General features: G+C 61.1%; 25 protein-coding genes. 14 read left to right on the top strand and 11 right to left on the bottom strand.

All coding sequences use genetic code 11. From position 1 onward, the window contains the following. Positions 1 to 104: 104 nt before the first annotated feature. Genes ACP7B3_RS00135 through ACP7B3_RS00150 form a run of 4 tightly spaced genes read right to left on the bottom strand, consistent with a single transcriptional unit; the run spans position 105 to position 3,566 of the window. A complete protein-coding gene (locus ACP7B3_RS00135) occupies positions 105 to 1,373 on the bottom strand; it encodes an NAD(P)/FAD-dependent oxidoreductase (protein WP_426177092.1) in 1,269 nt (422 codons plus the stop codon). Beyond that, a complete protein-coding gene (locus ACP7B3_RS00140) occupies positions 1,370 to 2,122 on the bottom strand; it encodes an amino acid ABC transporter ATP-binding protein (RefSeq protein ID WP_416363680.1) in 753 nt (250 codons plus the stop codon). The genes ACP7B3_RS00135 and ACP7B3_RS00140 overlap by 4 nt, the downstream gene beginning before the upstream one ends. After that, positions 2,119 to 2,787 carry an amino acid ABC transporter permease gene (locus tag ACP7B3_RS00145; protein ID WP_083358110.1) on the bottom strand — a complete coding sequence of 223 codons (669 nt, stop codon included), beginning with the start codon at positions 2,785 to 2,787 and terminating at the stop codon, positions 2,119 to 2,121. The genes ACP7B3_RS00140 and ACP7B3_RS00145 overlap by 4 nt, the downstream gene beginning before the upstream one ends. Beyond that, positions 2,784 to 3,566, bottom strand: a complete 783-nt coding sequence (locus tag ACP7B3_RS00150) for an ABC transporter substrate-binding protein (RefSeq protein ID WP_145164528.1) — start codon at positions 3,564 to 3,566, stop codon at positions 2,784 to 2,786. The genes ACP7B3_RS00145 and ACP7B3_RS00150 overlap by 4 nt, the downstream gene beginning before the upstream one ends. A gap of 215 nt (positions 3,567 to 3,781) precedes the next feature. Between ACP7B3_RS00150 and ACP7B3_RS00155 the strand changes: the two genes are divergently transcribed. Then, positions 3,782 to 4,561 carry an IclR family transcriptional regulator gene (locus ACP7B3_RS00155; protein ID WP_145164526.1) on the top strand — a complete coding sequence of 260 codons (780 nt, stop codon included), beginning with the start codon at positions 3,782 to 3,784 and terminating at the stop codon, positions 4,559 to 4,561. Between the two features lie 276 nt (positions 4,562 to 4,837). Here the strand turns inward: ACP7B3_RS00155 and ACP7B3_RS00160 are convergent, their stop codons facing one another. Then, positions 4,838 to 6,082 (bottom strand): saccharopine dehydrogenase family protein, encoded by a 1,245-nt coding sequence (locus tag ACP7B3_RS00160; RefSeq protein ID WP_145164524.1) that lies wholly within the window; start codon positions 6,080 to 6,082, stop codon positions 4,838 to 4,840. Between the two features lie 28 nt (positions 6,083 to 6,110). Next, complete coding sequence (locus ACP7B3_RS00165; RefSeq protein ID WP_426177096.1) at positions 6,111 to 7,208, bottom strand: carboxynorspermidine decarboxylase; 1,098 nt, start codon at positions 7,206 to 7,208, stop codon at positions 6,111 to 6,113. A 277-nt stretch (positions 7,209 to 7,485) separates the two neighbouring features. On the opposite strand from ACP7B3_RS00165, the gene ACP7B3_RS00170 reads away from it, so the two are divergent. The 7 genes from ACP7B3_RS00170 to ACP7B3_RS00200 all read left to right on the top strand — a co-directional run bounded on the left by ACP7B3_RS00170 (position 7,486) and on the right by ACP7B3_RS00200 (position 14,431). Further along, positions 7,486 to 8,505 (top strand): LacI family DNA-binding transcriptional regulator, encoded by a 1,020-nt coding sequence (locus ACP7B3_RS00170; protein WP_426177098.1) that lies wholly within the window; start codon positions 7,486 to 7,488, stop codon positions 8,503 to 8,505. Next, positions 8,489 to 9,493 carry an ABC transporter substrate-binding protein gene (locus ACP7B3_RS00175; RefSeq protein ID WP_426177100.1) on the top strand — a complete coding sequence of 335 codons (1,005 nt, stop codon included), beginning with the start codon at positions 8,489 to 8,491 and terminating at the stop codon, positions 9,491 to 9,493. Before ACP7B3_RS00170 ends, ACP7B3_RS00175 begins: the two co-directional genes overlap by 17 nt. Next, positions 9,494 to 10,312 (top strand): ABC transporter permease, encoded by an 819-nt coding sequence (locus ACP7B3_RS00180; RefSeq protein ID WP_426177102.1) that lies wholly within the window; start codon positions 9,494 to 9,496, stop codon positions 10,310 to 10,312. Next, a complete protein-coding gene (locus ACP7B3_RS00185; RefSeq protein WP_426177104.1) occupies positions 10,309 to 11,103 on the top strand; it encodes an ABC transporter permease in 795 nt (264 codons plus the stop codon). Before ACP7B3_RS00180 ends, ACP7B3_RS00185 begins: the two co-directional genes overlap by 4 nt. Further along, positions 11,100 to 12,131 carry an ABC transporter ATP-binding protein gene (locus tag ACP7B3_RS00190; RefSeq protein WP_426177106.1) on the top strand — a complete coding sequence of 344 codons (1,032 nt, stop codon included), beginning with the start codon at positions 11,100 to 11,102 and terminating at the stop codon, positions 12,129 to 12,131. The genes ACP7B3_RS00185 and ACP7B3_RS00190 overlap by 4 nt, the downstream gene beginning before the upstream one ends. A gap of 9 nt (positions 12,132 to 12,140) precedes the next feature. After that, on the top strand, positions 12,141 to 12,974 hold the full coding sequence (locus ACP7B3_RS00195; protein WP_369302364.1) for a phosphodiesterase: 834 nt from the start codon (positions 12,141 to 12,143) through the stop codon (positions 12,972 to 12,974). A 137-nt stretch (positions 12,975 to 13,111) separates the two neighbouring features. Further along, on the top strand, positions 13,112 to 14,431 hold the full coding sequence (locus ACP7B3_RS00200; protein WP_145164508.1) for an OprD family porin: 1,320 nt from the start codon (positions 13,112 to 13,114) through the stop codon (positions 14,429 to 14,431). A 44-nt stretch (positions 14,432 to 14,475) separates the two neighbouring features. Here ACP7B3_RS00200 and ACP7B3_RS00205 read toward each other — a convergent pair whose 3' ends face one another. Then, positions 14,476 to 14,925, bottom strand: coding sequence for a hypothetical protein (locus tag ACP7B3_RS00205; RefSeq protein WP_426177109.1), 450 nt, complete (start codon positions 14,923 to 14,925; stop codon positions 14,476 to 14,478). Then, entirely contained in the window at positions 14,916 to 15,404 is a 489-nt protein-coding gene (locus tag ACP7B3_RS00210; RefSeq protein WP_426177111.1) for a GNAT family N-acetyltransferase, read from the bottom strand. Before ACP7B3_RS00210 ends, ACP7B3_RS00205 begins: the two co-directional genes overlap by 10 nt. Positions 15,405 to 15,792: 388 nt before the next feature. On the opposite strand from ACP7B3_RS00210, the gene ACP7B3_RS00215 reads away from it, so the two are divergent. Further along, complete coding sequence (locus ACP7B3_RS00215; RefSeq protein ID WP_426177113.1) at positions 15,793 to 16,398, top strand: LysE family translocator; 606 nt, start codon at positions 15,793 to 15,795, stop codon at positions 16,396 to 16,398. A gap of 98 nt (positions 16,399 to 16,496) precedes the next feature. Further along, complete coding sequence (gene metE / locus ACP7B3_RS00220) at positions 16,497 to 18,785, top strand: 5-methyltetrahydropteroyltriglutamate--homocysteine S-methyltransferase (RefSeq protein ID WP_426177115.1); 2,289 nt, start codon at positions 16,497 to 16,499, stop codon at positions 18,783 to 18,785. A gap of 79 nt (positions 18,786 to 18,864) precedes the next feature. Here the strand turns inward: metE and ACP7B3_RS00225 are convergent, their stop codons facing one another. Then, a complete protein-coding gene (locus ACP7B3_RS00225; RefSeq protein WP_426177117.1) occupies positions 18,865 to 19,899 on the bottom strand; it encodes a HoxN/HupN/NixA family nickel/cobalt transporter in 1,035 nt (344 codons plus the stop codon). A 118-nt stretch (positions 19,900 to 20,017) separates the two neighbouring features. Here ACP7B3_RS00225 and ACP7B3_RS00230 point away from each other — a divergent pair, with 118 nt between their 5' ends. Continuing rightward, the gene (locus ACP7B3_RS00230) at positions 20,018 to 20,569 is read left to right on the top strand and encodes a DUF924 family protein (protein WP_426177119.1); all 552 of its coding nucleotides are present in this window, start codon (positions 20,018 to 20,020) and stop codon (positions 20,567 to 20,569) included. Here the strand turns inward: ACP7B3_RS00230 and ACP7B3_RS00235 are convergent. Continuing rightward, positions 20,566 to 21,999, bottom strand: a complete 1,434-nt coding sequence (locus ACP7B3_RS00235) for a hypothetical protein (protein WP_426177121.1) — start codon at positions 21,997 to 21,999, stop codon at positions 20,566 to 20,568. The genes ACP7B3_RS00230 and ACP7B3_RS00235 overlap by 4 nt on opposite strands. 174 nt (positions 22,000 to 22,173) lie before the next feature. On the opposite strand from ACP7B3_RS00235, the gene yfcF reads away from it, so the two are divergent. Then, positions 22,174 to 22,806: a glutathione transferase gene (gene yfcF, locus ACP7B3_RS00240; protein ID WP_426177123.1), complete on the top strand. Its 633-nt coding sequence runs from the start codon at positions 22,174 to 22,176 to the stop codon at positions 22,804 to 22,806. A gap of 4 nt (positions 22,807 to 22,810) precedes the next feature. Here yfcF and ACP7B3_RS00245 read toward each other — a convergent pair whose 3' ends face one another. Then, positions 22,811 to 23,056 carry a hypothetical protein gene (locus tag ACP7B3_RS00245; protein ID WP_145164489.1) on the bottom strand — a complete coding sequence of 82 codons (246 nt, stop codon included), beginning with the start codon at positions 23,054 to 23,056 and terminating at the stop codon, positions 22,811 to 22,813. 143 nt (positions 23,057 to 23,199) lie between these two features. Here ACP7B3_RS00245 and ACP7B3_RS00250 point away from each other — a divergent pair, with 143 nt between their 5' ends. Then, positions 23,200 to 23,844: an ATPase gene (locus ACP7B3_RS00250; protein ID WP_145164487.1), complete on the top strand. Its 645-nt coding sequence runs from the start codon at positions 23,200 to 23,202 to the stop codon at positions 23,842 to 23,844. A gap of 46 nt (positions 23,845 to 23,890) precedes the next feature. After that, positions 23,891 to 24,232, top strand: a complete 342-nt coding sequence (locus ACP7B3_RS00255) for a hypothetical protein (protein ID WP_145164486.1) — start codon at positions 23,891 to 23,893, stop codon at positions 24,230 to 24,232. The last annotated feature ends 31 nt before the right edge of the window (positions 24,233 to 24,263 follow it).

Consider the following 24,263-nt stretch of genomic DNA (forward strand, 5'->3'; position numbering starts at 1 on the left):
AGTGGGTAAGCCAATCGATGATTGACTCTCGACTGGCGAAGCTAACGGATTTTGCGGGTTCGGTAACCTGTGAGAGTTGACAGTTTTCTAGACTGTCTGGGCCGTCAACTGATGTTCAACCTGTCCAACAAGCTATACCAAGCCACACCCGCTCCAATGTAAAAGCGCTGCAACCCATGCAACGGCAAACGCTGTAATGGCGTCACCGGGTAAGCGAAATCCGCGTTGCCGTCACACAAACGCCCGGCCAATTGCTGCCCCAGGCTGGTACACAGCGCGATCCCACGCCCATTGCACCCCAATGCCAGCGTCAGCCCCGGCGCCGGTTGGTGAATGTGGGGCATGAAGTCGCGGGTGATTGCGATACGCCCGGCCCAACGGTACTCAAACTCCAGCGGCCCCAATTGTGGAAACAGCAACGCCAGCGAGCGCTCCAGGTGCGCAAAATCGGCGGGTGATGTGGGGTCGTTGAACAGGCCGCGCCCACCCATCAGCAAGCGCCCATGGCTGTCCTTGCGAAAGTACAGCAGCAGCCTTTGCGCGGTGGACACGGTTTCCTGCCCCGGCAAGATGCTGTCAGCCGCACGCTCGCTCAACGGCTTTGTGGCGACAATAAAGCTGTTCGCCGCCAAGATACTTTGTGCCATGCCCGGCCACAGGTTGCCGCTGTAGCCATTGGTAGCCAGCACCACCTGATCGGCCGTGACCTGTGCGCCAGAAACTGTCTGCAATTGCCAGCCCGAACCCTGGCGCTGCAACCCCGTCACGGCGCTGTGGCCATGAATTTGCACACCCGCCGCCAACGCCGCGCCCACCAGCCCACGCGCATACGCCAACGGTTGAATCGCCCCGGCGCGGCCATCCAGCCAGCCGCCGGCAAAGGCCTCGCTGCCCATACGCGCCGCCACGTCACGTGCTTCCAAGCGCTGCACCGGTACGCCGCGACGCGCCCATTGATCGGCTCGAGCGTGCAGCCCGGCCACGCCTTTTTGCGTGTACGACACCTGCATCCAGCCTTTGCGCACCGGCGCGCAATCTATGCGATGGCGTTCGATCAACTTGAATACCAGGTCCGCCGAATTCGATACCGTGGAAATCAACGGTTCGGCACGTTCCGGCCCGTACATCTGCATCAACTGTTCGGGGTCGTATTTGAGCGTCGGGTTGACCTGCCCACCATTGCGCCCCGATGCGCCCCAGCCGGGCTCGTTGGCCTCCAGCACGCACACGTTGACGCCGCGCTCGGCCAGGTGCAGGGCGGTCGACAGGCCGGTGTAACCCGCGCCCACAATCGCCACATCGACCTTCACCGACTCACTCAACGCCGGTGTCGGCAGCACCGAGGGTGCAGTCGCTGACCATAAAGACTTCATGACAGGCTCCGCGTATTGCCGGTGGGGTGCAGCACGCGCCGCAGGAAATCCTGGGTGCGTGGGTGTTGCGGGTCGCCGAGTACTTGCTCGGCCGCACCGCTTTCGACGATGTAGCCGCCGTGCAGAAAGCACACGCGGTCGGCCACTTCGCGGGCAAAACCCATTTCGTGGGTGACCACGATCATGGTCATGCCTTCATCTGCCAGGGTGCGCATCACCGCCAGCACATCGCCGACCAGCTCCGGGTCCAGTGCCGAGGTGGGTTCGTCAAACAGCATGGCGTCGGGTTTCATCGCCAAGGCGCGGGCGATGGCCACGCGTTGTTGCTGGCCACCAGAGAGCTGTTCCGGGTAGGCGTCGGCCTTGGCACTCAGGCCGACTTTTTCCAGCAGCACCAAGGCTTCTTCGCGGGCTTGTTTGAGTGGCTCGCCTTTGACGTACACCGGGCCTTCCATCACGTTTTCCAGCACCGTGCGGTGCGGGAACAAGTTGAAACGCTGGAACACCATGCCCATGCGGCTGCGCAGGGCGTGCACGCTCTTGCTGCCGCGCTGCACGGTTTCGCCAAACACCGTGATAACGCCGCCGTCGTAGGCTTCCAGCGCGTTGATGCAGCGCAACAGGGTGGATTTGCCCGAGCCCGACGGGCCGATAAGGCACACTACTTCGCCCTTGGCTACATCGAGGTCGACGCCGTGCAGCACGCGGTGGCTGCCGTAATGTTTTTGCAGTTGGCGTATCGAGATCATGCTTTTTTCCTCCGGCCCAAGTGCTGTTCCATCCGGCGCAGGCCGTACACCAGCGGCAGGCTCATCAGCAGGTAGAGCAGGGCCACCAGGGTGTAGACGGTCATGTTCTGGAAGGTCGACGAGGCGATCAACTGGCCCTGGCGGGTCATCTCGGCCACGGTGATGGTCGACACCAGGGATGAGTCCTTGAGCATCATCACCAGGGTGTTGCCGTAGGGCGGCAAGGCGATACGGAAGGCTTGCGGCAGGATCACCCGGCGCATCATCAGCACCGAGCGCATGCCCAATGCCTCGGCGGCTTCGCGCTGGCCTTGTTCGACGGCAATGATGCCGGTGCGAAAGTTCTCCGCTTGGTACGCCGAGTAGGCGATGCCCATGCCGATCACGCCCGCGTAGAACGCGGTGAGGTGCACGCCCATGTCCGGCAGCACGAAGTAGATATAGAACAGTTGCACGATGATCGGCAGACCACGGATCACGTTGATCACGGTGCTGGCCGCCCACGACAACGCGCGTATCGGCGACAACTTGAGCAGTGCCAACACCAAGCCAATCGCGCTGCTGAGCAGGAACGACAGCACGGTGATCTGGATCGTCACCCACGCGCCTTGCAGCAGGATCGGCAAAAAGTCCTGGGCGTTTTGCAGGAATTCAGCCGGGTTCATGGGCGCACCTGGGTATCAAGCCCCCACTTCTTGAGGATGGCGTCGAGAGTGCCGTCAGCCTTGATGCTGGCGATCGCGGTGTTCAGGCGATCGAGGGTTTGCGCATCGCCTTTGCGTACCACCAGGCACACTTCGCCGACGTTGGTGGGTGTGTAGTCGGGGGCGAGTTTCACGCCTTTGAACAGCTTCTGGCGGATCTGGTAGGCGACGACCGGCTGGTCGCCGACCGCCGCCTTGATGCGGCCCAAGGACAGGTCGCGGACCATCTCGCCGATGGAGTCGTAGGTGCGGATTTCCTTGAAGATGCCGAGCTTGTTGAGTTGGTCGTAGAACACCGTGCCGGCTTGCACGCCGACCACTTGGTCCTTGAGTGGCGTGAGATCGGGGTAGGCGGTGTTGTCGTCGGCACTGATGATCAGGCCTTCACCGTAGGCATACACCGGAGCGCTGAAGTCGACGACTTTGGTGCGCTCTGCGGTCTTGAGCATGCCGGCGGCGATGAAGTCGAGTTTGCCGGAGGTGAGAGAGGGGATCAGCGCGGCGAAGTTGGTCTGTTCGATCTGGCTGGTAAACCCGCCAGCCTTGCCGACGGCCTCGGCCACATCGACCATTACGCCTTGAATGCTGTTGCTCTTGATATCCAGGAAGGTAAACGGCGAGCCACTGGCCGTTGCACCGACTTTGTACGAGGACGCACTCTCTGCGTGCACGGCGCTGACACAGAGCGCGGCGCAAAGACCGAAGGCAAGGCGGCGAAACAAGGGCGAAAGACTGTTCATCGGGTTACTCCAGAAGGAAAACGGATCGTCAGTACCGCAAGCGGTTGCTGATGAAACCGCAAGCTCTGTGCCATTTCGATTCAAATAAATCGTATGTTGGGTTGTAAAATCGACAAAATGAATCGCTCGTATCGATATGCGATATTTGGTGGTCTATTTTTGTGATCTGAGGTAAGAATATCGCCACGCCTGATCGACCTGACCGTGAGTCCGCCATGTCTGAAGAACGCAACAGCTTGCACAACCAATCCCTGGAAAAAGGCCTGTCGGTGCTCAAGGCATTCAGCGCCCAGCGCCGCAGCATGAGCCTTGCAGAGGTGGCCGAGGCCGCCGGCATGACCAAAAGCTCAGCTCAGCGCATGGTGTTTACCCTCGAGAGCCTGGGTTACCTTCGGAAACACTCGCGCACACGGCATTACCAACTCACACCGCGGGTGCTGGAGTTGGGTTTCAGTTATTTGGATGCGCATTCGTTGATTGAGGTGGCCAACCCGTTTCTGTCTGAGTTGACGCGCTTGACCGGCGAAACCTCATGCCTGACCGAGCCTGCGGGCTACGACATGACCTACATCGCGCGGTTTGTCAGCGCGGGCTTCGTGCCGGTGCACATGCCGATTGGCTCGCGGGTGCCGATGTATTGCACGGCCTCGGGGCGCGCGTATTTGAGCGCGTTGCCGACGGATGAGGCGTTGGTGTTGATTGAGAGCAGCCAGCGCATTGCCCACACCAGCCAGACGCTGACTGAAGTCGACCAGATTCTTGAGTCGCTGCAACAGGTGCGGGAACAGGGTTATGCGGTGAACGGCCAGGAACTGTTCCTCGGCGACATGACCATCGGCGCGCCGGTGCTCGGCGCCAATGGCCGGCCGGTGGCGGCAGTGCATGTGGTGGCGCCGACCAGTCGGTGGAGTAGGGCAGATGCCGAGAAGCAGCTGGCACCGGCGTTGTTGCAGTGCTCGCGGGCGCTGAGCAACTCGGCCAGAAATCTGGAGTAACTCGACCTCTCAAATCCACTGCAAATCTAGTGCGGTGTTTGTTCGATGCTTGCGTGCGCCAAGCCACTGGGGAATAACAGCCACAAATTAAAATGTGGGAGCGGGCTTGCTCGCGAAGGCGGAGTGTCGGTGCCGAATATGTTGACTGACACCCTGCATTCGCGAGCAAGCCCGCTCCCACATTTTGAATCTTCATTGGATTGCGGGTCTGTATATGCCCAAACAAAAAATGCGCCCCCAAGGGCGCATTTTTTTGTTCAGTCAGCAATCGCCTGTTCAGGCAATCGCATCCCACGCACGGTCACCGTTCTCGTCTTTGATCCGAGTCGGCAAGCCCATCACGTCCAGCGCTTTGAGGAACGGCTCAGCCGGCAGCTCCTCGACGTTGGCCATGTGCTTCACGTCCCACTCGCCACGTGCCACCAGCAGCGCTGCGGCCACCGGTGGTACGCCTGCGGTGTAGGAGATGCCCTGGCTGTCCGTTTCAGCAAAGGCTTCTTCGTGATCGGCCACGTTGTAGATGAACATTTCACGCGGCTGGCCATCTTTGCTGCCTTTGACCAGGTCGCCGATGCAGGTCTTGCCGGTGTAGCCAGGGGCGAGCGAAGACGGGTCGGGCAGTACGGCCTTGACCACTTTCAACGGCACCACTTCCAGGCCTTCGGCGGTTTTGACCGGTTTTTCGGAGAGCAGGCCGAGGTTTTTCAACACGGTGAACACGTTGATGTAGTGTTCGCCAAAGCTCATCCAGAAACGCACGTTGGGCACGTCGAGGTTTTTCGACAGCGAGTGCACTTCATCGTGGCCGGTCAGGTACAGGTTTTGCGAGCCGACTACCGGCAGGTCGTCGGTGCGTTTGACTTCGAACATGGTGTTGCTGGTCCACTGGCTGTTCTGCCAGCTCCACACCTGTCCGGTGAATTCGCGGAAGTTGATTTCCGGGTCGAAGTTAGTGGCAAAGTATTTGCCATGGCTGCCGGCATTGACGTCGAGAATGTCGATCGAATCAATGCGGTCGAAATGCTGTTGCTGCGCCAGCGCGGCATACGCGTTGACGACACCCGGGTCGAAGCCCACGCCAAGGATGGCGGTGATGTTCTTCTGTTTGCACTCTTGCAGGTGGTTCCATTCGTAGTTGCCGTACCACGGCGGGGTCTCGCAGACCTTGCCCGGCTCTTCGTGGATGGCGGTGTCAAGGTAAGCAACGCCGGTATCGATGCAGGCGCGCAGCACCGACATGTTGAGGAAGGCGGAACCTACGTTGATGACGATCTGCGAGTCGGTCTCGCGGATCAGGGCCTTGGTCGCTTCCACGTCCAGGGCGTTCAGCGCGAAGGCTTGGATGTCGGCGGGCACCTTGAGGCTACCCTTGGCCTTGACGCTGTCGATGATGGCCTGGCATTTGGAGATGTTGCGCGACGCGATAGCAATACGACCGAGTTCGTCGTTGTGCTGCGCGCACTTGTGGGCCACCACCTTGGCGACACCTCCTGCACCAATGATAAGAACGTTCTTTTTCAATTGCTTTATCTCTCCTTTATCCGCCAGCTTACGAAAGGCTGGACAGGTAGTCGTCGTAACCAAATTCACGAACCACCTCGACAGTACCGTCGAGTTGTTTCACTACGATGGACGGCATTTTCAGGCCGTTGAACCAGTTTTTCTTGACCATGGTGTAGCCCGCGGTGTCGATGAACGACAGCCGATCGCCGATGGCCAGCGGACGATCAAATTGATACTCGCCGAAGATGTCCCCGGCCAGGCAGGATTTGCCGCACACCATATAAGTGTGTTCACCCTCGCTCGGCGCCAGCCTGGCGTTGAGGCGATAGATCAGCAGGTCCAGCAGGTGGGCTTCGATGGAGCTGTCTACCACGGCGAGATTTTTGCCGTTGTAGAGGGTGTCGAGCACGGTGACTTCCAGCGAAGCGCTGTTGGTGATCGCCGCTTCTCCCGGTTCCAGGTAAACCTGCACGCCGTACTTCTCGGAGAACGCTTTCAAACGGGCGCAGAACGCGTCGATGGCATAGCCTTCGCCGGTGAAGTGAATGCCGCCGCCGAGGCTGACCCACTTGACCTTGTGCAGCAGCGCGCCGAAGCGTTCTTCGATGGTGCCGAGCATCTTGTCGAACAGGCTGAAATCGCCGTTCTCACAATTGTTGTGGAACATGAAACCGGAGATCTGCTCGATGACGCCTTCGATCTTCACCGGGTCCCATTCGCCCAAACGGCTGAATGGGCGCGCCGGGTCGGCCAGCAGGTAGTCGGAGCTGCTCACCTGTGGGTTGACGCGCAGGCCACGGGTCTTGCCTTCGCTGCGTTCGGCAAAGCGCTGCAGCTGGCTGATCGAGTTGAAGATGATCTTGTCGCAGTTCTCCAGCATCTCTTCGATTTCATCGTCGGCCCAGGCCACGCTGTAGGCGTGCGCCTCGCCTTCGAACTTCTGGCGGCCCAGCTTCAACTCATACAGCGACGACGAGGTGGTGCCGTCCATGTATTGCTGCATCAGGTCGAATACCGACCAGGTGGCAAAGCACTTGAGCGCCAGCAGAGCCTTGGCGCCGGACTGTTCGCGCACGTAAGCAATCTTCTGCATGTTGACCAGAAGTTTCTGTTTATCGATGAGGTAGTACGGCGTTTTGATCATTTTTGAGAGCCTGCGGCGGTGCCTGCCAAAAAAGGACACGCATTGTGCCCGCACTTGGATCAGATCGAAAGGTTAGCGGGCGGATTTTGCTGCGCCGGTTTTCCAAGCATACCCGCGGAGTATGACTATCTGTGGCTACACACCGATCTGATGGGGCAAGCCCCCTCCCACATTTAGCACGGGGGCGCTGCCATCAAACCGTCATCTTGGCACCACGCTACTGCCACATTCCGCCGTTACTGTCCTCGCCAATGAGATCGATCTCAAGCGAGTGAGCATGACTGACCTGAAAGACGTTGCGCAGCTGGCCGGGGTATCCCGCGCCACCGCCGCCCGTACCTTTGCTTCCCCCGACCAGGTGCGCCCGGCGACCCGTGAGCAAGTGTTCGCCGCCGCCCGCGAGCTGGGCTTTCGGCCGAACCTGCTCGGCCGCCAACTGCGCCTGCAAACCACCCAGCTGATTGGTGTGGTGGTGCCCAACCTGCTCAACCCGGTGTTTGCCGAGCAGTTCCAGGCCATGGAGCGTGCCGCCCGGCTGCGCGGCTATAGCCTGCTGCTGGCGACCACCGACTACAGCAGCGAACGCGAAAGCATTGTGGTGGAAGAGTTGCTGCGCCAGCGCGTCGACGGGCTGGTGTTAACCGTGACCGACGCCGAAAGCAATAGCGTGCTCAACAGCCTTGCCAGCGAACAAACACCATTCGTGCTGGCGTATCACCAACCCAGCAACCCCAGCTACAGCGCCGTGTCGGTCGACAACCGCGCGGGCATGGCCCTGGCCACGCGTTATTTGCTCGAAGCCGGGCACCGGCGCATCAGCATGGTCGCCGGCCCCGCGTTGCAGTCCGACCGTGCGCGCCTGCGCTACGCCGGTTATTGCGACGCGATGCGCGAGTACGGGCTTAAAAGCCGCGCGGTGATTGAAATGCCGGCTCACACCCAGGCCGAGTTCGCGGCAATCGAGCCGTTTCTCCAAGGCCCGCAGGCGCCGACCGCGCTGGTGTGTTCCAACGATTTTCTGGCCATCAGCCTGATCGCCGAGTTGCGCCGCAACGCCTGGAATGTGCCCGAGCAACTCTCGGTGATGGGCTTTGACGGCATCGCCCTCGGCACCCAGATGCACCCGACGCTGTGCAGCGTGGTGCAGCCCATCGGCCTGCTGGCCAGCACGGTGATTGACCAATTGCTGGCGCAGGTCGCCGGCAACGCCCCGATTTCCCATTGCCTGCCGTGCCATATCCGGCCCGGCGACAGCACTCAACCCCTTGAGGAGACACCTGATGCGCGCGTTCAGTAAAACCCTGGCAGCCGTGCTGCTGTGCGGCGTGGCCAGCCTGGCCCAGGCGGCCGACACCGCAATTTGCTACAACTGCCCACCCGACTGGGCCGACTGGGGCAGCCAACTCAAGGCCATCGCCGCCAATACCGGCGTGCAGGTGCCGCTTGACAACAAGAACTCCGGCCAGTCGCTGGCGCAGTTGGTGGCGGAGAAAGCCGCGCCGGTGGCCGACGTGGTGTATTACGGCGTGACCTTCGGCTTGCAGGCGCAAAAAGCCGACGTGGTCGGCACCTACAAGCCCAAAGGCTGGGAGCAGATTCCGACCGGCCTGAAAGACCCGGCCGGCCACTGGTTTGCGATTCACTCCGGCACCTTGGGCATCATGGTCAATGTCGATGCGCTGGGCGGTTTGCCGGTGCCGCAAAGCTGGGCCGACCTGCTCAAGCCTGAGTACAAAGGCATGGTCGGTTACCTCGACCCGTCCAGCGCGTTTGTCGGCTACGTCTCCGCCGTGGCGATCAACCGCGCCTTGGGCGGCGACCTGGATAACTTCGCCCCGGCCATCGACTACTTCCAGAAGCTCGCCAAAAACGCGCCCATTGTGCCCAAGCAAACCGCCTATGCACGGGTGCTGTCCGGTGAGCTGCCGATTCTGGTGGACTACGACTTCAACGCCTACCGCGCGCGTTACAAGGACAACGCCAACGTTGCCTTCGTGATCCCCAAAGAAGGCAGCATCAGCGTGCCATACGTGATGAGCCTGGTGGCCAACGCGCCGCACCGCGCCAACGCTGAAAAGGTCCTCGATTTCGTGCTCTCCGATGCAGGCCAGGCATTGTGGGCCAAGGCCTACCTGCGCCCGGTGCGCGCAATGAAAATGCCGGCCGACGTCGCCGCGCAGTTCCTGCCCGACAGCGACTACGCCCGCGCTGGCGTGGTGGACTACGAAAAAATGGCCGCTGTGCAGGAAGCCTTCGCCGCCCGTTACCTGAGCGAGGTCAAGTAAGTGGCAACCTCGGCAAAACATGCCGCCTGGGCACTGGCCCCGGCGTTTGCGGTGCTGTTCGCGTTCTGGCTGTTGCCGCTGGCGCATTTGATCGTGCTGGGCACCGAGAGCCGCGACAGCAACGGCAGCGGCTATTGGCAGGTGCTCAGCAGCACGCAGTACCTGGGCAGCCTGGCGCAAACCTGCGTGCTGGCCGTGTTTGTGACGCTCACCGCGTTACTGATCGGCGGCATCAGTGGTGTATTCCTCGCGCGGCAGCAGTTCTTCGGGCGTTCGGCATTGGTGGCATTGCTCACCTTTCCATTGGCGTTTCCTGGCGTGGTGGTGGGCTTTCTGGTGATCCTGTTGGCCGGTCGCCAAGGCCTGTTTGCGGCCCTGGGCCTGCAACTGGCCGGTGAGCGCTGGATTTTCGCGTACTCGCTGGCGGGGTTGTTTGTCGGCTACCTGTACTTCTCGATCCCGCGGGTGATCCTCACGGTGATGGCCGCGTGCGAAAGCCTCGACCGCAGCCTGGAAGAAGCCGCGCACTCACTGGGCGCCGGGCATTGGCGCGTGGTGTGCGACGTGATCGTGCCGGGGCTGGCGCCTGCGTTGGCCTCGTGCGGGGCGATCTGTTTTGCCACGTCCATGGGCGCGTTCGGTACCGCCTTTACCTTGGGTACGCGGCTGAATGTCACGCCCGTGGCGATCTACAACGTGTTCACCAACTACGCCAACTTTGCCGTCGCCGCCGCGCTGTCGGTGGTGCTCGGTGCAGTGACCTGGGCGGTGTTGCTGCTCACGCGACGCCTGGTGAAAAACGCGGGGACGGTCCTGTGAAGCGCTCATCGCTGTTTGTGGTGCAACTGCTGTTTACCCTGCTGGTGTGTGCCTTCATGTTGGTGCCGGTGTTGATGTCGTTGCTGGCCGGGCTGACGCGTAATTTCTTCGTCGGCCTGTCCAGCGGCTTGACCTTCGACTGGCTGGTGCAGGTGTGGCAGGCCTATTCACCCACGGTGTGGCTGTCGCTGCAATTGGCCCTGGCCTGTGCGGTGTGCGTGTGCGTGGTCGGCGTGCCGGCGGCTTATGCCTTGGTGCGCATGAACAACCGCTTCAGCCGCGCCTTCGAAGAGCTGATGGTGCTGCCGGTGGCGATGCCGGGTTTGGCCAGTGCGTTGGCGTTGCTGCTGACCTACGGCCAATTCGGCACGTTCCGCAGCAGCTGGTTGTTCATCCTTGTCGGCCATGTGCTGTTCACCTTGCCGTTCCTGGTGCGCCCGGTGATGGCGGTGATGCAACGTCAGCAACTGCCGGTGCTGGAAGAGGCTGCCGCCAGCCTTGGCGCGGGGCCGATCAAGCGCTTTTTCAGCGTGGTGGTGCCCAATTGCCGGGCGGGCATTCTGGCCGGCGTGCTGATGGTGGTCACCCTGAGCCTGGGTGAGTTCAACCTGACCTGGATGCTGCACACGCCGATGACCAAGACACTGCCGGTGGGGTTGGCCGACAGCTACGCCTCGGCGCGTCTGGAAATCGCCAGCGCCTACACCCTTATCTTTTTGCTGATGATCGTGCCGCTGCTGATTGCGTTGCAGGCCATCAGTGCTCGTTTGTCCCGTGGAGAGCGTCGATGACCGCTATCACTATTCGCCTGCAAGGCTGTCGCAAGGCATTCGCCGACGGCACCGTGGCCGTGCATGACCTGACCCTGAGCGTCGAAGGCGGCGAAACCCTGGCAATTCTTGGCCCGTCCGGCTGTGGTAAAACCACGACCCTGCGCCTGATTGCCGGCCTGGAACGCCCGGACGTGGGCCAGGTGTTTTTCGGCGATCAAGATGTCACGCGCCTGCCCATCGAGCGCCGTGATGTGGGCATGGTGTTCCAGAATTACGCGCTGTTTCCCAACCTGGACGTGGCCGGCAATATCGTCTACGGCCTGAAGATTCGCGGCGTGCCGGCGCCTGAGCGCAACAAGCGCTGCGAGGAACTGTTGGAACTGGTGGGCTTGCAGCACCACGGCAAGCGCAGCATCCATGAACTGTCGGGCGGCCAGCGTCAGCGTGTGGCCTTGGCCCGCGCGCTGGCACCGCGTCCCAAAGTGCTGTTGCTGGATGAGCCGCTGGCCGCCCTGGATGCGCAATTGCGCGAGCGCCTGCGCAGCGAGCTGGATCAACTGCTGCGCGGGCTTGGCATCACCTCGGTGTTCGTCACCCACGACCAGGGCGAAGCCATGGCGCTGGGCGACCGCATCCTGGTGATGGAGCAGGGGCGTATCGCGCAACTGGCCAGCCCTCGGGAGATCTACCAGCAACCGGCCAATGCGTTTGTCGCAGGCTTCGTCGGCAACCTCAATGCCTTCTCTGTGCTGGCGCGGACTGCCCACGGCTTGAAAGTCTGCGGCGGCGAACTGCCGTGGCACGGCGCCGGCTTACCGAGCACCGTGTACTGCCGGCCCGAACACCTGCGCGTGATGGAAGACGAAGGGCACCTGCACGGCCATCTGGTCGCGCAGTTCTTCCAGGGCGCACAAAGCCGCCTGCTGGTGGATGTGGGCGGCCCGCAACCGCTGCTGGTGGACAGCAGCGATAACCAACTGCACCGCGTCGGCGCGCCGATTGCCCTGGCAATCGCGCCGCACGTGGTGTTCACCCTGAATGCGTGAGAGCTTATTTTGAACCGTCCGTTTCTTGTTGCGCAGATCAGCGACCTGCACCTTAAAGCCGGTAACCGCCTGACCTATGGCGTGGTCGATACCCTGGGGGCACTGCGCCGCGCCGTCGACCATCTGAACGCCAGTCACCCACGGCCCGATATCGTAGTGATCAGCGGCGACCTGGTGGATTTTGGCCGCGCCGATGAATACGCCGTGCTGCACCCGGAGTTGGCGCGCCTGCACATGCCCTGCTACCTGGTGCCCGGCAACCACGACACGCGCGGGCCGTTACTGGATGCGTTCGGCGATCACGCTTATCTGCCGACGTCGGCAGACGGCCCGCTGGATTGGGTCGTGGATGAGCATCCGCTGCGCTTGATCGGCCTGGACTCGACCATTCCCGGTGGTCACGGCGGCCAACTGCTCGACAGCCAATTGCAGTGGCTCGACGCGCAATTGGCGCTGCGCTCCGAGGCACCGACCTTGCTGATCCTGCATCACCCGCCGTTTAGCAGCGGCATCGGCCATATGGACCGCGAGCCCTTTATCAACGCCGCCGCCCTGGAGCGCGTTGTCGCTCGTCACCCACACGTGGAGCGCCTGTTGTGCGGGCATTTGCACCGCCCGATGCAACGGCGTTTTGGCGGCAGCCTGAGTTGCGTGTGCCCCGGCACCTCGCACCAGATCGTGCTCGACCTGCAAGACGCCGCGCCTGCGCATTTCAACCTGGAGCCGGCCGGCTACCTGCTGCACCGCTGGGATGCACAGCACGGGTTGATCAGCCACAACGGCGTGTTTGGGGACTACCCGGGGCCGTATCCGTTTTATGACGCTCATGGATTGATTGACTGAGGTTTTACGGAGGTTCACTTCACTCAACTAAGCACTTAAACGTTGGTTAACGCGGCGGCCAACCTAAGTTGGTCGCGTGCATCCTGCTGCCCTTTTTACGCGCCCGGAACCTGGATTCCGCGCCGGAGTTCGTCCTGATGAAAGCTACTTTGAATGTACTGAGTGTATTAACCGGCGGCCTGGGTATTGCCCTGAGCCCCTTGGCCTCGGCTGATTTTTTGAGCGACAGCAAAGCCAACTTGGGCCTGCGCAACTTCTACTTCAATAACGACAACCGCGACGGCGCCGCCGCACCGTCGAAGACCGAAGAGTGGGGCCAGGCGTTTATCCTCAACTACCAGTCGGGCTTTACCGACGGCACCGTCGGTTTTGGTCTGGACGCCGTCGGCATGCTCGGCGTAACCCTCGACAGCGGCGCTGGCCGCCACGTGGGCAGCTCGATGATCCCCACCGATGACGGCAAGGCAGCCGACAGCTGGGCGCGCGGTGGCGCGACGGCCAAGGCGCGTTTTGCCAAAACCGAACTGCGCTACGGCTACCTGCGCCCGAACTTGCCGATCCTGGTGAGCAACGATGGCCGCTTGCTGCCGCAATCCTTCGAGGGCGCGCAGGTCACCAGCAAAGACATCGACAACCTGACGCTGATCGGCGGCCAGCTGCAACACACCACCGGCCGTGGCTCCAGCGACCGCAGTGGCCTGGCGGCCGCGGGCGGCACGCAAGAGAGCAATAAATTCAACTACGCAGGTTTCGACTACCAAGTGAACAAGGACCTGCTGGTCCAGTACTACTACGCCAACCTCGAAGACTATTACCAACAGCACTTTGCCGGGTTGATCCATGTATTGCCGTTGGGCGACTACGGCTCATTGAAAACCGACCTGCGTTATTTCAACACCACCTCCGACGGCAAGAACAGCACTGCCGCCGGGCGTGCCGAAGGGTATAAATTCAGCGGCTATACCCGGAACGGCAACGGCGAAATCGACAACAACACCTGGAGCGCCGCGTTCATCTACTCGCTGGGCCCGCACGCGATCACCGCGGGTTACCAGCAAGTGTCCGACGACAGCAACTTTGCCCAACTCAACCAGGGTGGGCTGGTCAACAAAGGCGAGGGCGGTTCGAGCCTGTACCTTTACACCGACCGCACCGTGCAAACCTTCATCCAGGCCGGCGAACGCACCGCCTTTGCGCAATACGCCTACGACTTTGTCGCGCTGGGCCTGCCTGGCCTGAAGGCGTCGGTGATGTATTTGAAAGGCGACCATATCCTCACCACCGCCGGCAACACTGCCAGCGAATGGGAACGGGACATCTCCCTGGATTACGTGGTGCAGAGCGGCACGTTCAAAAACGTCGGGTTTGGCTGGCGCAACGGCGTGTCGCGCAGTGAAGTGGCGCGCGACCAGGATCAGAATCGGGTGTTTGTGAGTTATTCGATTCCGTTGCTGTAAGTCGTCGAGTGGCGTACGCCCCAATTCACGATTGGGGTTTACGCCTAATCGCTGCTGCAACCCAGCAGAATCCAACGACTGCCTCGCGCATGGACATCCAGGGCGAACTCCCACCACACCGGGTAGCCTGGGTGGCCCTTAGCGAGGTGAAAGCTGTAGATAGCGTCGGCTTTATTGACCTGGGTACCTTCCAGCAGTTGCTCAACCAGTGAGGTTATTTCACTGCATTTAGCAGGCAGGTCGATTGGCCCGGCAGCCGGATCACCTGAGTAAAGCAACGACTCAAGAATGTGTGCCCGCGCTTCATCAACACTGATGAGTGCACTGCGGGGGACTTCACATGACGAATTCACCGCTGATTTAAGCACTTCGATCAGCGGAAGGTTCGCATCCAGTGGGCCATACAGGTCTATTGAGACGCTGTAGTTATTGCCGTACAGAAGTTGCTCGAGCCTGTGCATGTACTCAGGTCTGCTGTTGTTTATCACCTGCATGCGGTCTCCGGGTCATTGCCGATTGAGGGTAGCAGCGACTTTGCGTGGGTTGCGGTGTCGTCGCTCACGGGGTGAAAACCACAGCGCAGATAAAACTTCATGGCATTTGGACTATCCGTGGAAAGACGCACTGCTTGAAACTGTTTAGCGGCGTATTCCAGTAAATAGCTGACCAGCTCTCCACCAATACGACGCTCACGCATCGCTCGATCTATGTATACCCGGCGTAGCCGACCGATTTGCGGGCCTGCGTATGGGTCGCGGGATAGGCCTCCAACGCCAATCAACTGGCCCTGTCGAAAGACTCCCACAAGGCACTCTCCCGGTTGGTCAAACCGGTTCGTGCGGTTTTCCCATTCGGTTATCAGCCGCGTCAGGAACCTGAACCCTTCGGCAACGGCCTGCTTTTCCAAATTGCGCAGCTGCGCGGGAGGGTCTTCCAACGTGCGTATCGAAAAGTCTTCGCTGGGTTGAGTCATAAATAATCCCACTAGGTACCCGCACAGTTTATTTCAGCACGCAGAGGCTGGGGTGAATGAATCGCTACGGGAAACAGGGCTCGCTGTTGCTAGCGGACCTGTTGTGGCTAGCGGGCTTGTTGTGGAGAGCAGGCTTGTAGTGGCGAGCGGGCTTGCCCCGCGTTGGGCTGCGAAGCAGCCCCAATAAGAACAACGCATTTATTCAGGCAAATCACGTCAGCCGGTTTTTGGGGCGGCTTCGCCACCCAACGCGGGGCAAGCCCGCTCGCCACAACAGGCCTGCTCGCCACTGAAAGACTGCTCGCCACAGGCTGAACCACAAACGTACAAGATTCAGCGCAAAGCGCCTCAGTAGACTCGCCGGACTTCTTCTACGGCAGGTTTCTCCATGGACATTTTCCTCTACGCCTTCAGCGTCATGTACAGCCCCGGCCCTGTGAACCTGATGGGGCTGAACGCCGGGCTTACCGGCAAATTCCGTCGCTCCAGCGGGTTCTACCTCGGTGTGGGCTGCGCGATGCTGTTGATGTTCGTGCTGTTTGGCTACACCGGCGAGGCGATCATTTCCCAGGCGGCGCTGCCGTATATCTCGCTGGTCGGCGGGGTGTACACGCTGTACCTCGCCTATCAGGTGTTCACTGCCCGCACGGTGGTTGAAGAAACTTCAAGCACGCCCGGCAAGGCCCTCACGTTCTGGAATGGCCTGGTGATTCAGTTGCTCAACCCCAAGGGCATCGTGGCGGTCTTGCCGATTACCAGCGTGATGTTGCCGGCGGCGCATATTACCGGGGCGTCCATCGCCGGGGTTTCGGCTTTGCTGGGGCTGGGCGCGGTCGGCGCGCCGTGGGTCTACGCCTTGCTGGGCGCGCTGTTGGGACGGCGGATTAACGGCGCGTCGGCGTTCACCGTATTCAACCGTTGCATGGGCCTGGCGTTGGCCGGCTGTGCGTATTTCATGTTTCACGCGTTCTATCTCCACGTCGCTTCAACATGAACGAATCTTGTGATCATCTGGAATAGAATGAGTTTGTCTCACGATGAGTGGGTGTCGACAATGGCTGCCATCAAATATCGACATTGGAGTTGTAAGTCATGGCAGTCGCTCATTCCCTGGGATTTCCGCGCATTGGACGCGATCGTGAATTGAAAAAAGCGCAGGAAGCGTTCTGGAAGGGCGAACTCGACGAAGCCGGCCTGCGCGCCGTGGGCCGTGACCTGCGCAACACTCACTGGGCGTTGCAGAAGCAGGCCGGCATCGAGCTGTTGCCGGTCGGCGATTTCGCCTGGTACGACCAGGTCCTGACTCATTCCTTGATGTTCGGCGTGATCCCTGAGCGCTTCCGCCCAGCCGACGGCCAAGCCACATTGCACACGCTGTTCGGCATGGCCCGTGGCGTCAGCGACAACTGCTGCGGCGGTGCCCACGCCCAGGAAATGACCAAGTGGTTCGATACCAACTACCACTATCTGGTGCCTGAATTCAGTGCTGACCAGCAATTCCAGCTGGGTTGGGAGCAGCTGTTTGAAGAGGTCAAGGAAGCCCGTGACCTGGGCCACAACGTCAAGCCGGTCGTCATCGGCCCGCTGACCTACCTGTGGTTGGGCAAGGCCAAGGGCGGTGACTTCGACAAGCTGGACCTGCTCGATCGCCTGCTGCCGCTGTACGGCCAGATCTTTCAGCGCCTGGCTGACCTGGGCGTTGAGTGGGTGCAGATCGACGAGCCGATCCTGGTTCTGGACTTGCCGCAAGACTGGAAAAACGCTTTTGAGCGCGCCTACAACCTGATCCAGCGCGACCCGCTGAAAAAGCTCGTGGCCACCTACTTCGGTGGTCTGGAAGAAAACCTCGGCCTGGCCGCCAACCTGCCGGTCGATGGTTTGCACATCGATCTGGTGCGTGCACCGGAGCAGTACCCGACCATTCTTGATCGCCTGCCGGCTTACAAAGTGTTGTCCCTGGGCGTGGTCAATGGCCGCAACGTCTGGCGCTGCGACCTGGAAAAAGCCTTGGCGACCTTGCAGCACGCCCATGAAAAGTTGGGTGATCGTTTGTGGGTGGCGCCGTCCTGCTCACTGCTGCACAGCCCGGTCGACCTGGGCCGTGAAGACACGCTGGATGCCGAGCTGAAGAGCTGGCTGGCCTTCGCCGTGCAGAAGTGCGCGGAAGTGGCGGTGCTGGCCCAGGCCGTCAACGCGCCGCAGGCACCGAATGTATGCGCCGCGTTGGCGCAGAGCCGCGCCGTGCAAGCGGCCCGCGCGGCTTCAACGCGAATTCACAAACCTGCCGTACAAGCCCGCGTGGCGGCGATCACCGCCAAGGACAGTCAGCGCCAGTCGCGGTTTGCCCAGCGTATCGAGCAGCAACGTGCCGGCCTGAACCTGCCGCTGTTGCCGACCACCACCATCGGTTCGTTCCCGCAAACTGCCTCGATCCGCCTGGCGCGCCAGTCATACAAGGCCGGCAAGTTGAGCGAAGCCGAGTACGTCGAAGCGATGCACAGCGAGATCAAGCACGCCGTCGAAGTGCAGGAAAACCTCGGCCTGGACGTGTTGGTGCATGGCGAAGCCGAACGAAACGACATGGTCGAGTACTTCGCCGAACAACTGGACGGCTACGTGTTCACCCGCTTCGGTTGGGTGCAGAGCTACGGTTCGCGCTGCGTGAAACCGGCGGTAATCTTCGGCGACCTGAGCCGCCCCAAAGCCATGACCGTGGAGTGGATCCGCTACGCCCAAGGCCTGACCAGCAAGGTGATGAAGGGCATGCTGACCGGCCCGATGACCATGCTGATGTGGTCGTTTGCGCGTGAAGATGTGAGCCGCGAAGTGCAGGCGCGTCAACTGGCGCTGGCGATTCGTGACGAAGTGGTTGACCTGGAGGCGGCCGGCATCAAGATCGTGCAGATCGACGAAGCGGCGTTCCGTGAAGGCTTGCCGTTGCGCCGGGCGCAGTGGCAACACTACCTGGACTGGGCCACTGAAGCGTTCCGCCTGTGCGCCTGCGGCGTGCGTGACGAAACCCAGATCCACACGCACATGTGCTACAGCGAGTTCAACGATGTGATCGAGTCCATCGCGGCGATGGACGCCGACGTGATCACCATCGAGACGTCGCGCTCGGACATGGAGTTGCTGGACGCGTTCGAAGCGTTCGCGTACCCCAATGACATCGGCCCGGGCGTCTACGACATCCACTCGCCGCGCGTGCCGGATGCGTCGGAAATGGCCAACTTGCTGCGCAAGGCCGCCCAGCGGATTCCGGCCGAGCGCCTGTGGGTCAACCCGGATTGCGGTTTGAAAACCCGCGGCTGGCCGGAGACAGAAGCGGCGTTGGTTCATATGGTCACCGCGGCGCGTCAACTGCGCGCTGAGCTGGCGTAACGCGGTTTAAACATGTGGGAGGGGCTTGCCCGCGATTGCAGTGTGTCAGTCCCGAATGTGGCTGACCTGCTTCTCGACTTCAGGCGAGCCGGTCGAAGCCCTTCAAGCGGTACAGCAACACCGACGCCGCCCAGCTGGCGACGAAAATCCCGATGATGATGTAGCCAAGCATCCCGAAGCTGTCGTTCAGGTTGCCGATAAAGCCCCAGAAATCACCCTTGAGCTCCAACTGGTCGGCCATCAGCCCCAGCGCCTCGATGCTGCCGATGATCACCGCCACGACCACCGAGACCAAGGTAATGCTCATGTTGTAGTAGAGCTTGCGCAGCGGCTTCATGTACGCCCAGCCGTAGGCGCCGAGCATCAAGTGGCCGTCCAGCGTGTCAACCAGCGACATGCCGGCGCTGAACAGCAGCGGGAACACCATGATCGACCACGGCGATAAGCCCTGCGCCGCCTGCGTGGCGGAGATGCCCAGCAGGGCGATTTCGGTGGCGGTGTCAAACCCCAGGCCAAACAGAAAACCCAGCGGGTACAGGTGCCAACTGCGGCTGATCAGGCGAAACAGCGGGCGCAAGATTCGCGCCATGAAACCGCGGTCGGCCAGCAGCAGGTCAACATCCTCTTCGACGTAAGCGCCGCCCTCGCGCACGTGACGCCAGGCCTTGTAGATCGAACGCAGGATCACCAGATTCATCAGCGCGATCACCAGCAAAAAGACCGCCGACACTGACGTGCCGATCACACCGCCAACCGCCTTGAACGCCTCGACATGGGCGGCGGTAAGGGCCACGCCAATCGAGGCCAGCACCACCACCGACGAATGCCCCAGAGAGAAAAAGAACCCCACCGCCACCGGGCGTTTGTGCTCTTGCATCAGCTTGCGGGTGGCGTTGTCGATGGCGGCAATATGATCGGCGTCCACCGCGTGGCGCAGGCCGAAACTGTAGGCGAGCAGGGCAGTGCCCAGTAACACGGGGTGCTGATGAAACGCCGCCAGCGCCCAGAGCCAGGCGCCGACGTTAATGGCGACCAAAATGCCGTAAATGCCAAACAGCTTGGTGCGCACGTGGCCATTGGAATCACTGAAAACCTGGGCAAGACGGTGAATCATCCGGTAAACCCTATGTGCGATGGCACGACCGCTGCGAAGCAGGAGCGGCTCCAGAGCGGAAACTTAATGGATTCTGCCGGCGTCAATGATGAAATCTGCAAGCCAATGGGAGGTAATGATGTCGAGCATCAACGGGCAACCGGCCGAGGCGGTGATCGAGTTTTGGAAGCAGGCAGGCCCCAAGCGCTGGTTTGCCAAGGACGACGCGTTTGACGCGGCCTTTCGCGCCACCTTCCATGCCACGCATATGCAAGCGGCCCGGCGCGAACTGGAGGGCTGGCTGGATTCGGCACACGGCGCGCTGGCGTTGTTGATCCTGCTGGATCAATACCCGCGCAATGCCTTTCGTGGCACCGCGCACATGTTTGCCACCGACCCGCTGGCGCGTTTGTACGCGCGGCGGATGGTCGATGCTGGCCTGGACCAATTGATCGAGCCCGAGCTGCGGGCGTTCTGTTACTTGCCATTCGAGCATTCGGAAGACCCCGCCGATCAGCAGCGCTCGTTGGTGCTGAACCAGCAGCTGGATGCCAGCACCTACCATTGGGCCAAGGAGCATGCCGCGATCATCGAGCGGTTTGGGCGCTTTCCACACCGTAATGAGGTGTTGGCCAGGGCCACCACGGCGCAAGAGCGTGAGTTTCTCGATAAAGGCGGTTTTGCCGGCTAAGCCTGCGTCAGGCTTTCTTTGGCGCGCGCCGGGCGCAAGCGCCGCAGGCCCTTGAGGTCGACGGCCCAGCGCAACGCTTCGGTGGCTGACGGACGCGGGCCCTGGGTGATCGCGTGTTCATCCGTGGAGAGCGCACCGAGGTAACCTTGGGCACCGCCGCGCTCACTCCAGTAGTGGGTGTGGCTGAGCCATGAGCGGGCGAGCCAGCCTTTGCGCGAGCCCACGGTGACCGGCAAATCCAGCACGCCTGCGCCCATCACCGGGCTGACCGGGCCCGCGACGATGTCGCCAAACAGGCCAAAGGGCGCGGGAAAGTAGAGGTTGGTCCAGCGCGTCACTGCAAATGCTGCCGCGTGGTGCAAATACTGGGGCGTGAAGGGTTTCTGGCCGAGCATCACCGGATGACGGGCGTTGTAGCCGTAGCCCTTTTCGTCCTGAGTGGGCGGGCAGGCGGGGGCTTCGCGGCGCTCCATGCGTTTTTGGAAGTCACTGACGCTGCGCCCCAACAACAGGCTCGCGTGGGCCATCGGGCTGCCGACGGTTACCAGATCGGTAATGCGCCACGGGTTGCCCAGGCCGCGCTGCTCGATAAAGGCTTCGGTCTGCTGCTCGCGAAATTTCAAAATGCTGCCCAGGCTGCCGTCAAGCGCGGCGCCGGCGTTGGGCAGCGTGTCCTTGATGACCGGTTGCAGCGCTTCGTGATTGGCATAACGGCTGGCGAGTTCACGGTTGCTGGGGATGACTTGGGTCAGCTGATCGTGATGTTCGTGCCACAGATAGCCGACGATGTCGTAGGCGATCACACTGCCCAAACTGTGGCCGACCACGATGATGCGGTCGTAATCGCCTTTGTTGTGCAGGGCTCGCAGCAATGCCACGCCGTCGGCGCGAATCTGCTCGCGCACCACCACGTTCTGCGGGTTGGGGCTCAGGTAACGGGCGGCGTCGCCCAGGTAGGACAGGGCCGAGTAACGCAGTGCCAGGCCGATAGCGCCGAGCAGCAACGGCACCAGCGCGAACGGGTTGTCGCTGTGATCGAACTGGCCCCAGGCCGTGGCGAGGGTGCCGGTAGCGATCAGCAGCAACAGCAGCATCACCGTCCAGCGCGTGGTGCGCCAGATCGGCACGATGGCGTCGGGAATATCGCGGCGTGGGCGCTTGAAGATGTCCCAGAGCCAACTGAGCAGGTGGCCGACTTTGGTGCCCTGCATCTTGTGGGCCCAGTAGTACTCGTAGAAATCCGTGCTGGTGCGGCCGGACGACTTCAAGACGCGCAGGTCAAAATTGCGTGACAGCCGATCCGGCTTGCTCCAGTAGAAGGGCGTGCCGTCGGGCGTGTCGGCGGGAATCATGGCATCCACAAAGCCATGCAGGGTGTCCATCGGGCGTTGCTCGCCGATGCCGTGTATGACGACAACTGCTTGTTTCATAAGCTGATCGTTCCTTGAAAGCTTCGAATGGCGGGGCGTTTTCGCAAACTAGCGAATCGATGTGATATTGCCACTATCGAGGCTATTCCCGCCAGGAATGCCCCCATAAAAAACCGCCATTGTCTTTATTGCCCCGCCTCTCGTAGCGTGGGTGCTCACCCAAGGAGACCTGCCATGCACCCACGCCCGTTACGCCTCTATGTGGATTCCCAGTTCACCAGCCCCTACGCGATGTCGGTGTTTGTCACCCTGCGCGAAAAAGGCCTGGCGTTCGACATGCTCACCCTGGACCTGAACACCGCGCAAAACCAGACGGCGGACTTTACCCAATTGTCGCTGACCCAGCGTGTGCCGACGTTGGTGGAAGGCGAGTTTGCCCTGTCGGAATCTTGCGCTATCACTGAATACTTGGAACAGGTCTATCCCGAAACGCCGGTGTATCCGGCTGACCCACAGCAGCGGGCGAGGGCGCGGCAGGTTCAGGCGTGGTTGCGCAGTGATTTGCTGGCGATCCGCCAGGAGCGCTCGACGCTGGTGGTGTTTTACGGGCAGAAAATGCCGCCGTTGTCGCCCGCCGCCGATGCGGCCGTACGCAAGTTGTTCAGTGCGACGCAGGCGCTGTTGGCCGGCAACCCACCGTACCTGTTCGGCGAGTGGTCGATTGCCGACCTTGACCTGGCGGTGATGCTCAATCGCCTGATCCTCAACGGTGACAGTGTGCCCACCGAATGGGTGGACTACGCGCAGCGCCAATGGCAGCGGCCGTCAGTGCAGGCATGGGTCAACCTGCAACGCCCAGCGCTCTAAGGGTTTACATCCATTCCTGGGACACGCGCCGGTCGAGGTCTTCCCAGTCCGCCATGCCCAGCACTCGGGTGGTGTTCAAGCCCCGCAGGTAGCCGCGCAATTGCTGGGCGCTGGCGTAACGCTGGTCGGCGTCGGCGGCCTCGTCCTGCAGCACGTCTTCATAATCGACCAGGTAATCGGCGACCCGCTCGCGAAACTCCGGCAGTACGGCTTCGCGGATGCGGTCGAAGGTTTTCTGGTGGGGCTTCATGGCGTGGTCCTTATAGTTTTATAGAGGTCGGGAGACGCGACACTATCGGTTCAAATGATAGTCACCATCAAGCATCGCAAGTTCTGTTTTTATGCCAAAAGCGCAGAATCAGCGCATCGAGACGCTGATCAAGGAAATGCGCGATGAGGACGATTATCCAACTGGGTTTAATGATGCTGATGTTCGGCAGTGTGGTTCTGACCAGCCCGGCATTTGCTGATGATCTGCCTACGGGCCATTTGCTGCCACTCGTCGGTAGCGTAGACTCTCTGCAGCGCGCGCAGTCGGTGGGTGTGCTGTACAGCGAAAACACCCGCGACAACCTCAGTTACCTTGAACGCTACCACGCCATGGCCATGAACGGCGCCAAGGATGCCCTTGACGGGCGCATCCGCGAGGCGTTCGTCAACAGCTCCGACCCGGAACTGGCGATTGATTGGCTGATGAGTTCATTGCAGGGCACGTTTCGCATCGTCACGGTCTACAGCAGCCTGGATGAGCTGGTGCAGGCTCACCCGGATGTGGTGGTGATGCTCGATACCCATAACCAATTGCTGACCCAGCGTAACGATCAGGTCGAGGCGCGTTTTGTGGCGCGGTTCTATGACGCCGATCTGCAATACATTGCCAAGGCTGAAGGCTCGGTGCACAAACAGGTGCCGTCGGTATGGGTGCATGACAAGGCGGCCCCGGACATTGCCGCGCAGATTGAACAACAGCGTGATGTACAGCTCGATGCCTTGAAGCAGTTTGACGCGTCGCTAAAGGCCCTGGTCCGCGCGGGATGACGCGCGGATCGTTGTGAACCCTATTTGGTTATTTTCAGGAATGTTTATGCGCTCTTTTTTCGTCCCGGCCCTGGCTTTTGCTTCGTTGTTGCTGACCGGTTGTATCACTGCTCCCAACGCTCCAAGCTTGACCCTGCAAACCGACAAAACCCCTGAAGGCTATGTGCAGTGCGTAGTGCCCAAGCTTGAAAAACGCGGCATCACCTCGACGGTGACGCAGAACTCGCGCCACGCCAAGGTGGTGTTGACCAGCAAGATTGCAGCCGATGATGTGCTGGAGGCCTACAAGTCCCAGGACGGCACCAAGGTGTTCCTGTACGAGCGCAAGCCACTGGCCTCGGCGATCAAACCGTCGCGGCTGGAGCTGGCGGCGCAGGACTGCAAATAATCCAGGCACGCCTGAGGGTTTGAATGTGTGG

Source organism: Pseudomonas sp. TWRC1-2, from assembly GCF_049896685.1.
Taxonomy (GTDB): domain Bacteria; phylum Pseudomonadota; class Gammaproteobacteria; order Pseudomonadales; family Pseudomonadaceae; genus Aquipseudomonas.

Bases quoted from the DNA above. Each gene is read 5' to 3' on its own strand.
- ACP7B3_RS00205 (WP_426177109.1), bottom strand. From the start codon at position 14,925: ATGCAGGTGATAAACAACAGCAGACCTGAGTACATGCACAGGCTCGAG.
- ACP7B3_RS00215 (WP_426177113.1), top strand. From the start codon at position 15,793: ATGGACATTTTCCTCTACGCCTTCAGCGTCATGTACAGCCCCGGCCCT.
- ACP7B3_RS00145 (WP_083358110.1), bottom strand. From the start codon at position 2,787: ATGAACCCGGCTGAATTCCTGCAAAACGCCCAGGACTTTTTGCCGATC.
- ACP7B3_RS00235 (WP_426177121.1), bottom strand. From the start codon at position 21,999: ATGAAACAAGCAGTTGTCGTCATACACGGCATCGGCGAGCAACGCCCG.
- ACP7B3_RS00190 (WP_426177106.1), top strand. From the start codon at position 11,100: ATGACCGCTATCACTATTCGCCTGCAAGGCTGTCGCAAGGCATTCGCC.
- ACP7B3_RS00155 (WP_145164526.1), top strand. From the start codon at position 3,782: ATGTCTGAAGAACGCAACAGCTTGCACAACCAATCCCTGGAAAAAGGC.
- ACP7B3_RS00140 (WP_416363680.1), bottom strand. From the start codon at position 2,122: ATGATCTCGATACGCCAACTGCAAAAACATTACGGCAGCCACCGCGTG.
- ACP7B3_RS00250 (WP_145164487.1), top strand. From the start codon at position 23,200: ATGAGGACGATTATCCAACTGGGTTTAATGATGCTGATGTTCGGCAGT.
- ACP7B3_RS00245 (WP_145164489.1), bottom strand. From the start codon at position 23,056: ATGAAGCCCCACCAGAAAACCTTCGACCGCATCCGCGAAGCCGTACTG.
- ACP7B3_RS00135 (WP_426177092.1), bottom strand. From the start codon at position 1,373: ATGAAGTCTTTATGGTCAGCGACTGCACCCTCGGTGCTGCCGACACCG.
- ACP7B3_RS00175 (WP_426177100.1), top strand. From the start codon at position 8,489: ATGCGCGCGTTCAGTAAAACCCTGGCAGCCGTGCTGCTGTGCGGCGTG.
- ACP7B3_RS00150 (WP_145164528.1), bottom strand. From the start codon at position 3,566: ATGAACAGTCTTTCGCCCTTGTTTCGCCGCCTTGCCTTCGGTCTTTGC.
- ACP7B3_RS00210 (WP_426177111.1), bottom strand. From the start codon at position 15,404: ATGACTCAACCCAGCGAAGACTTTTCGATACGCACGTTGGAAGACCCT.
- ACP7B3_RS00230 (WP_426177119.1), top strand. From the start codon at position 20,018: ATGTCGAGCATCAACGGGCAACCGGCCGAGGCGGTGATCGAGTTTTGG.
- ACP7B3_RS00255 (WP_145164486.1), top strand. From the start codon at position 23,891: ATGCGCTCTTTTTTCGTCCCGGCCCTGGCTTTTGCTTCGTTGTTGCTG.
- ACP7B3_RS00170 (WP_426177098.1), top strand. From the start codon at position 7,486: ATGACTGACCTGAAAGACGTTGCGCAGCTGGCCGGGGTATCCCGCGCC.
- ACP7B3_RS00165 (WP_426177096.1), bottom strand. From the start codon at position 7,208: ATGATCAAAACGCCGTACTACCTCATCGATAAACAGAAACTTCTGGTC.
- ACP7B3_RS00200 (WP_145164508.1), top strand. From the start codon at position 13,112: ATGAAAGCTACTTTGAATGTACTGAGTGTATTAACCGGCGGCCTGGGT.
- yfcF (WP_426177123.1), top strand. From the start codon at position 22,174: ATGCACCCACGCCCGTTACGCCTCTATGTGGATTCCCAGTTCACCAGC.
- ACP7B3_RS00225 (WP_426177117.1), bottom strand. From the start codon at position 19,899: ATGATTCACCGTCTTGCCCAGGTTTTCAGTGATTCCAATGGCCACGTG.
- metE (WP_426177115.1), top strand. From the start codon at position 16,497: ATGGCAGTCGCTCATTCCCTGGGATTTCCGCGCATTGGACGCGATCGT.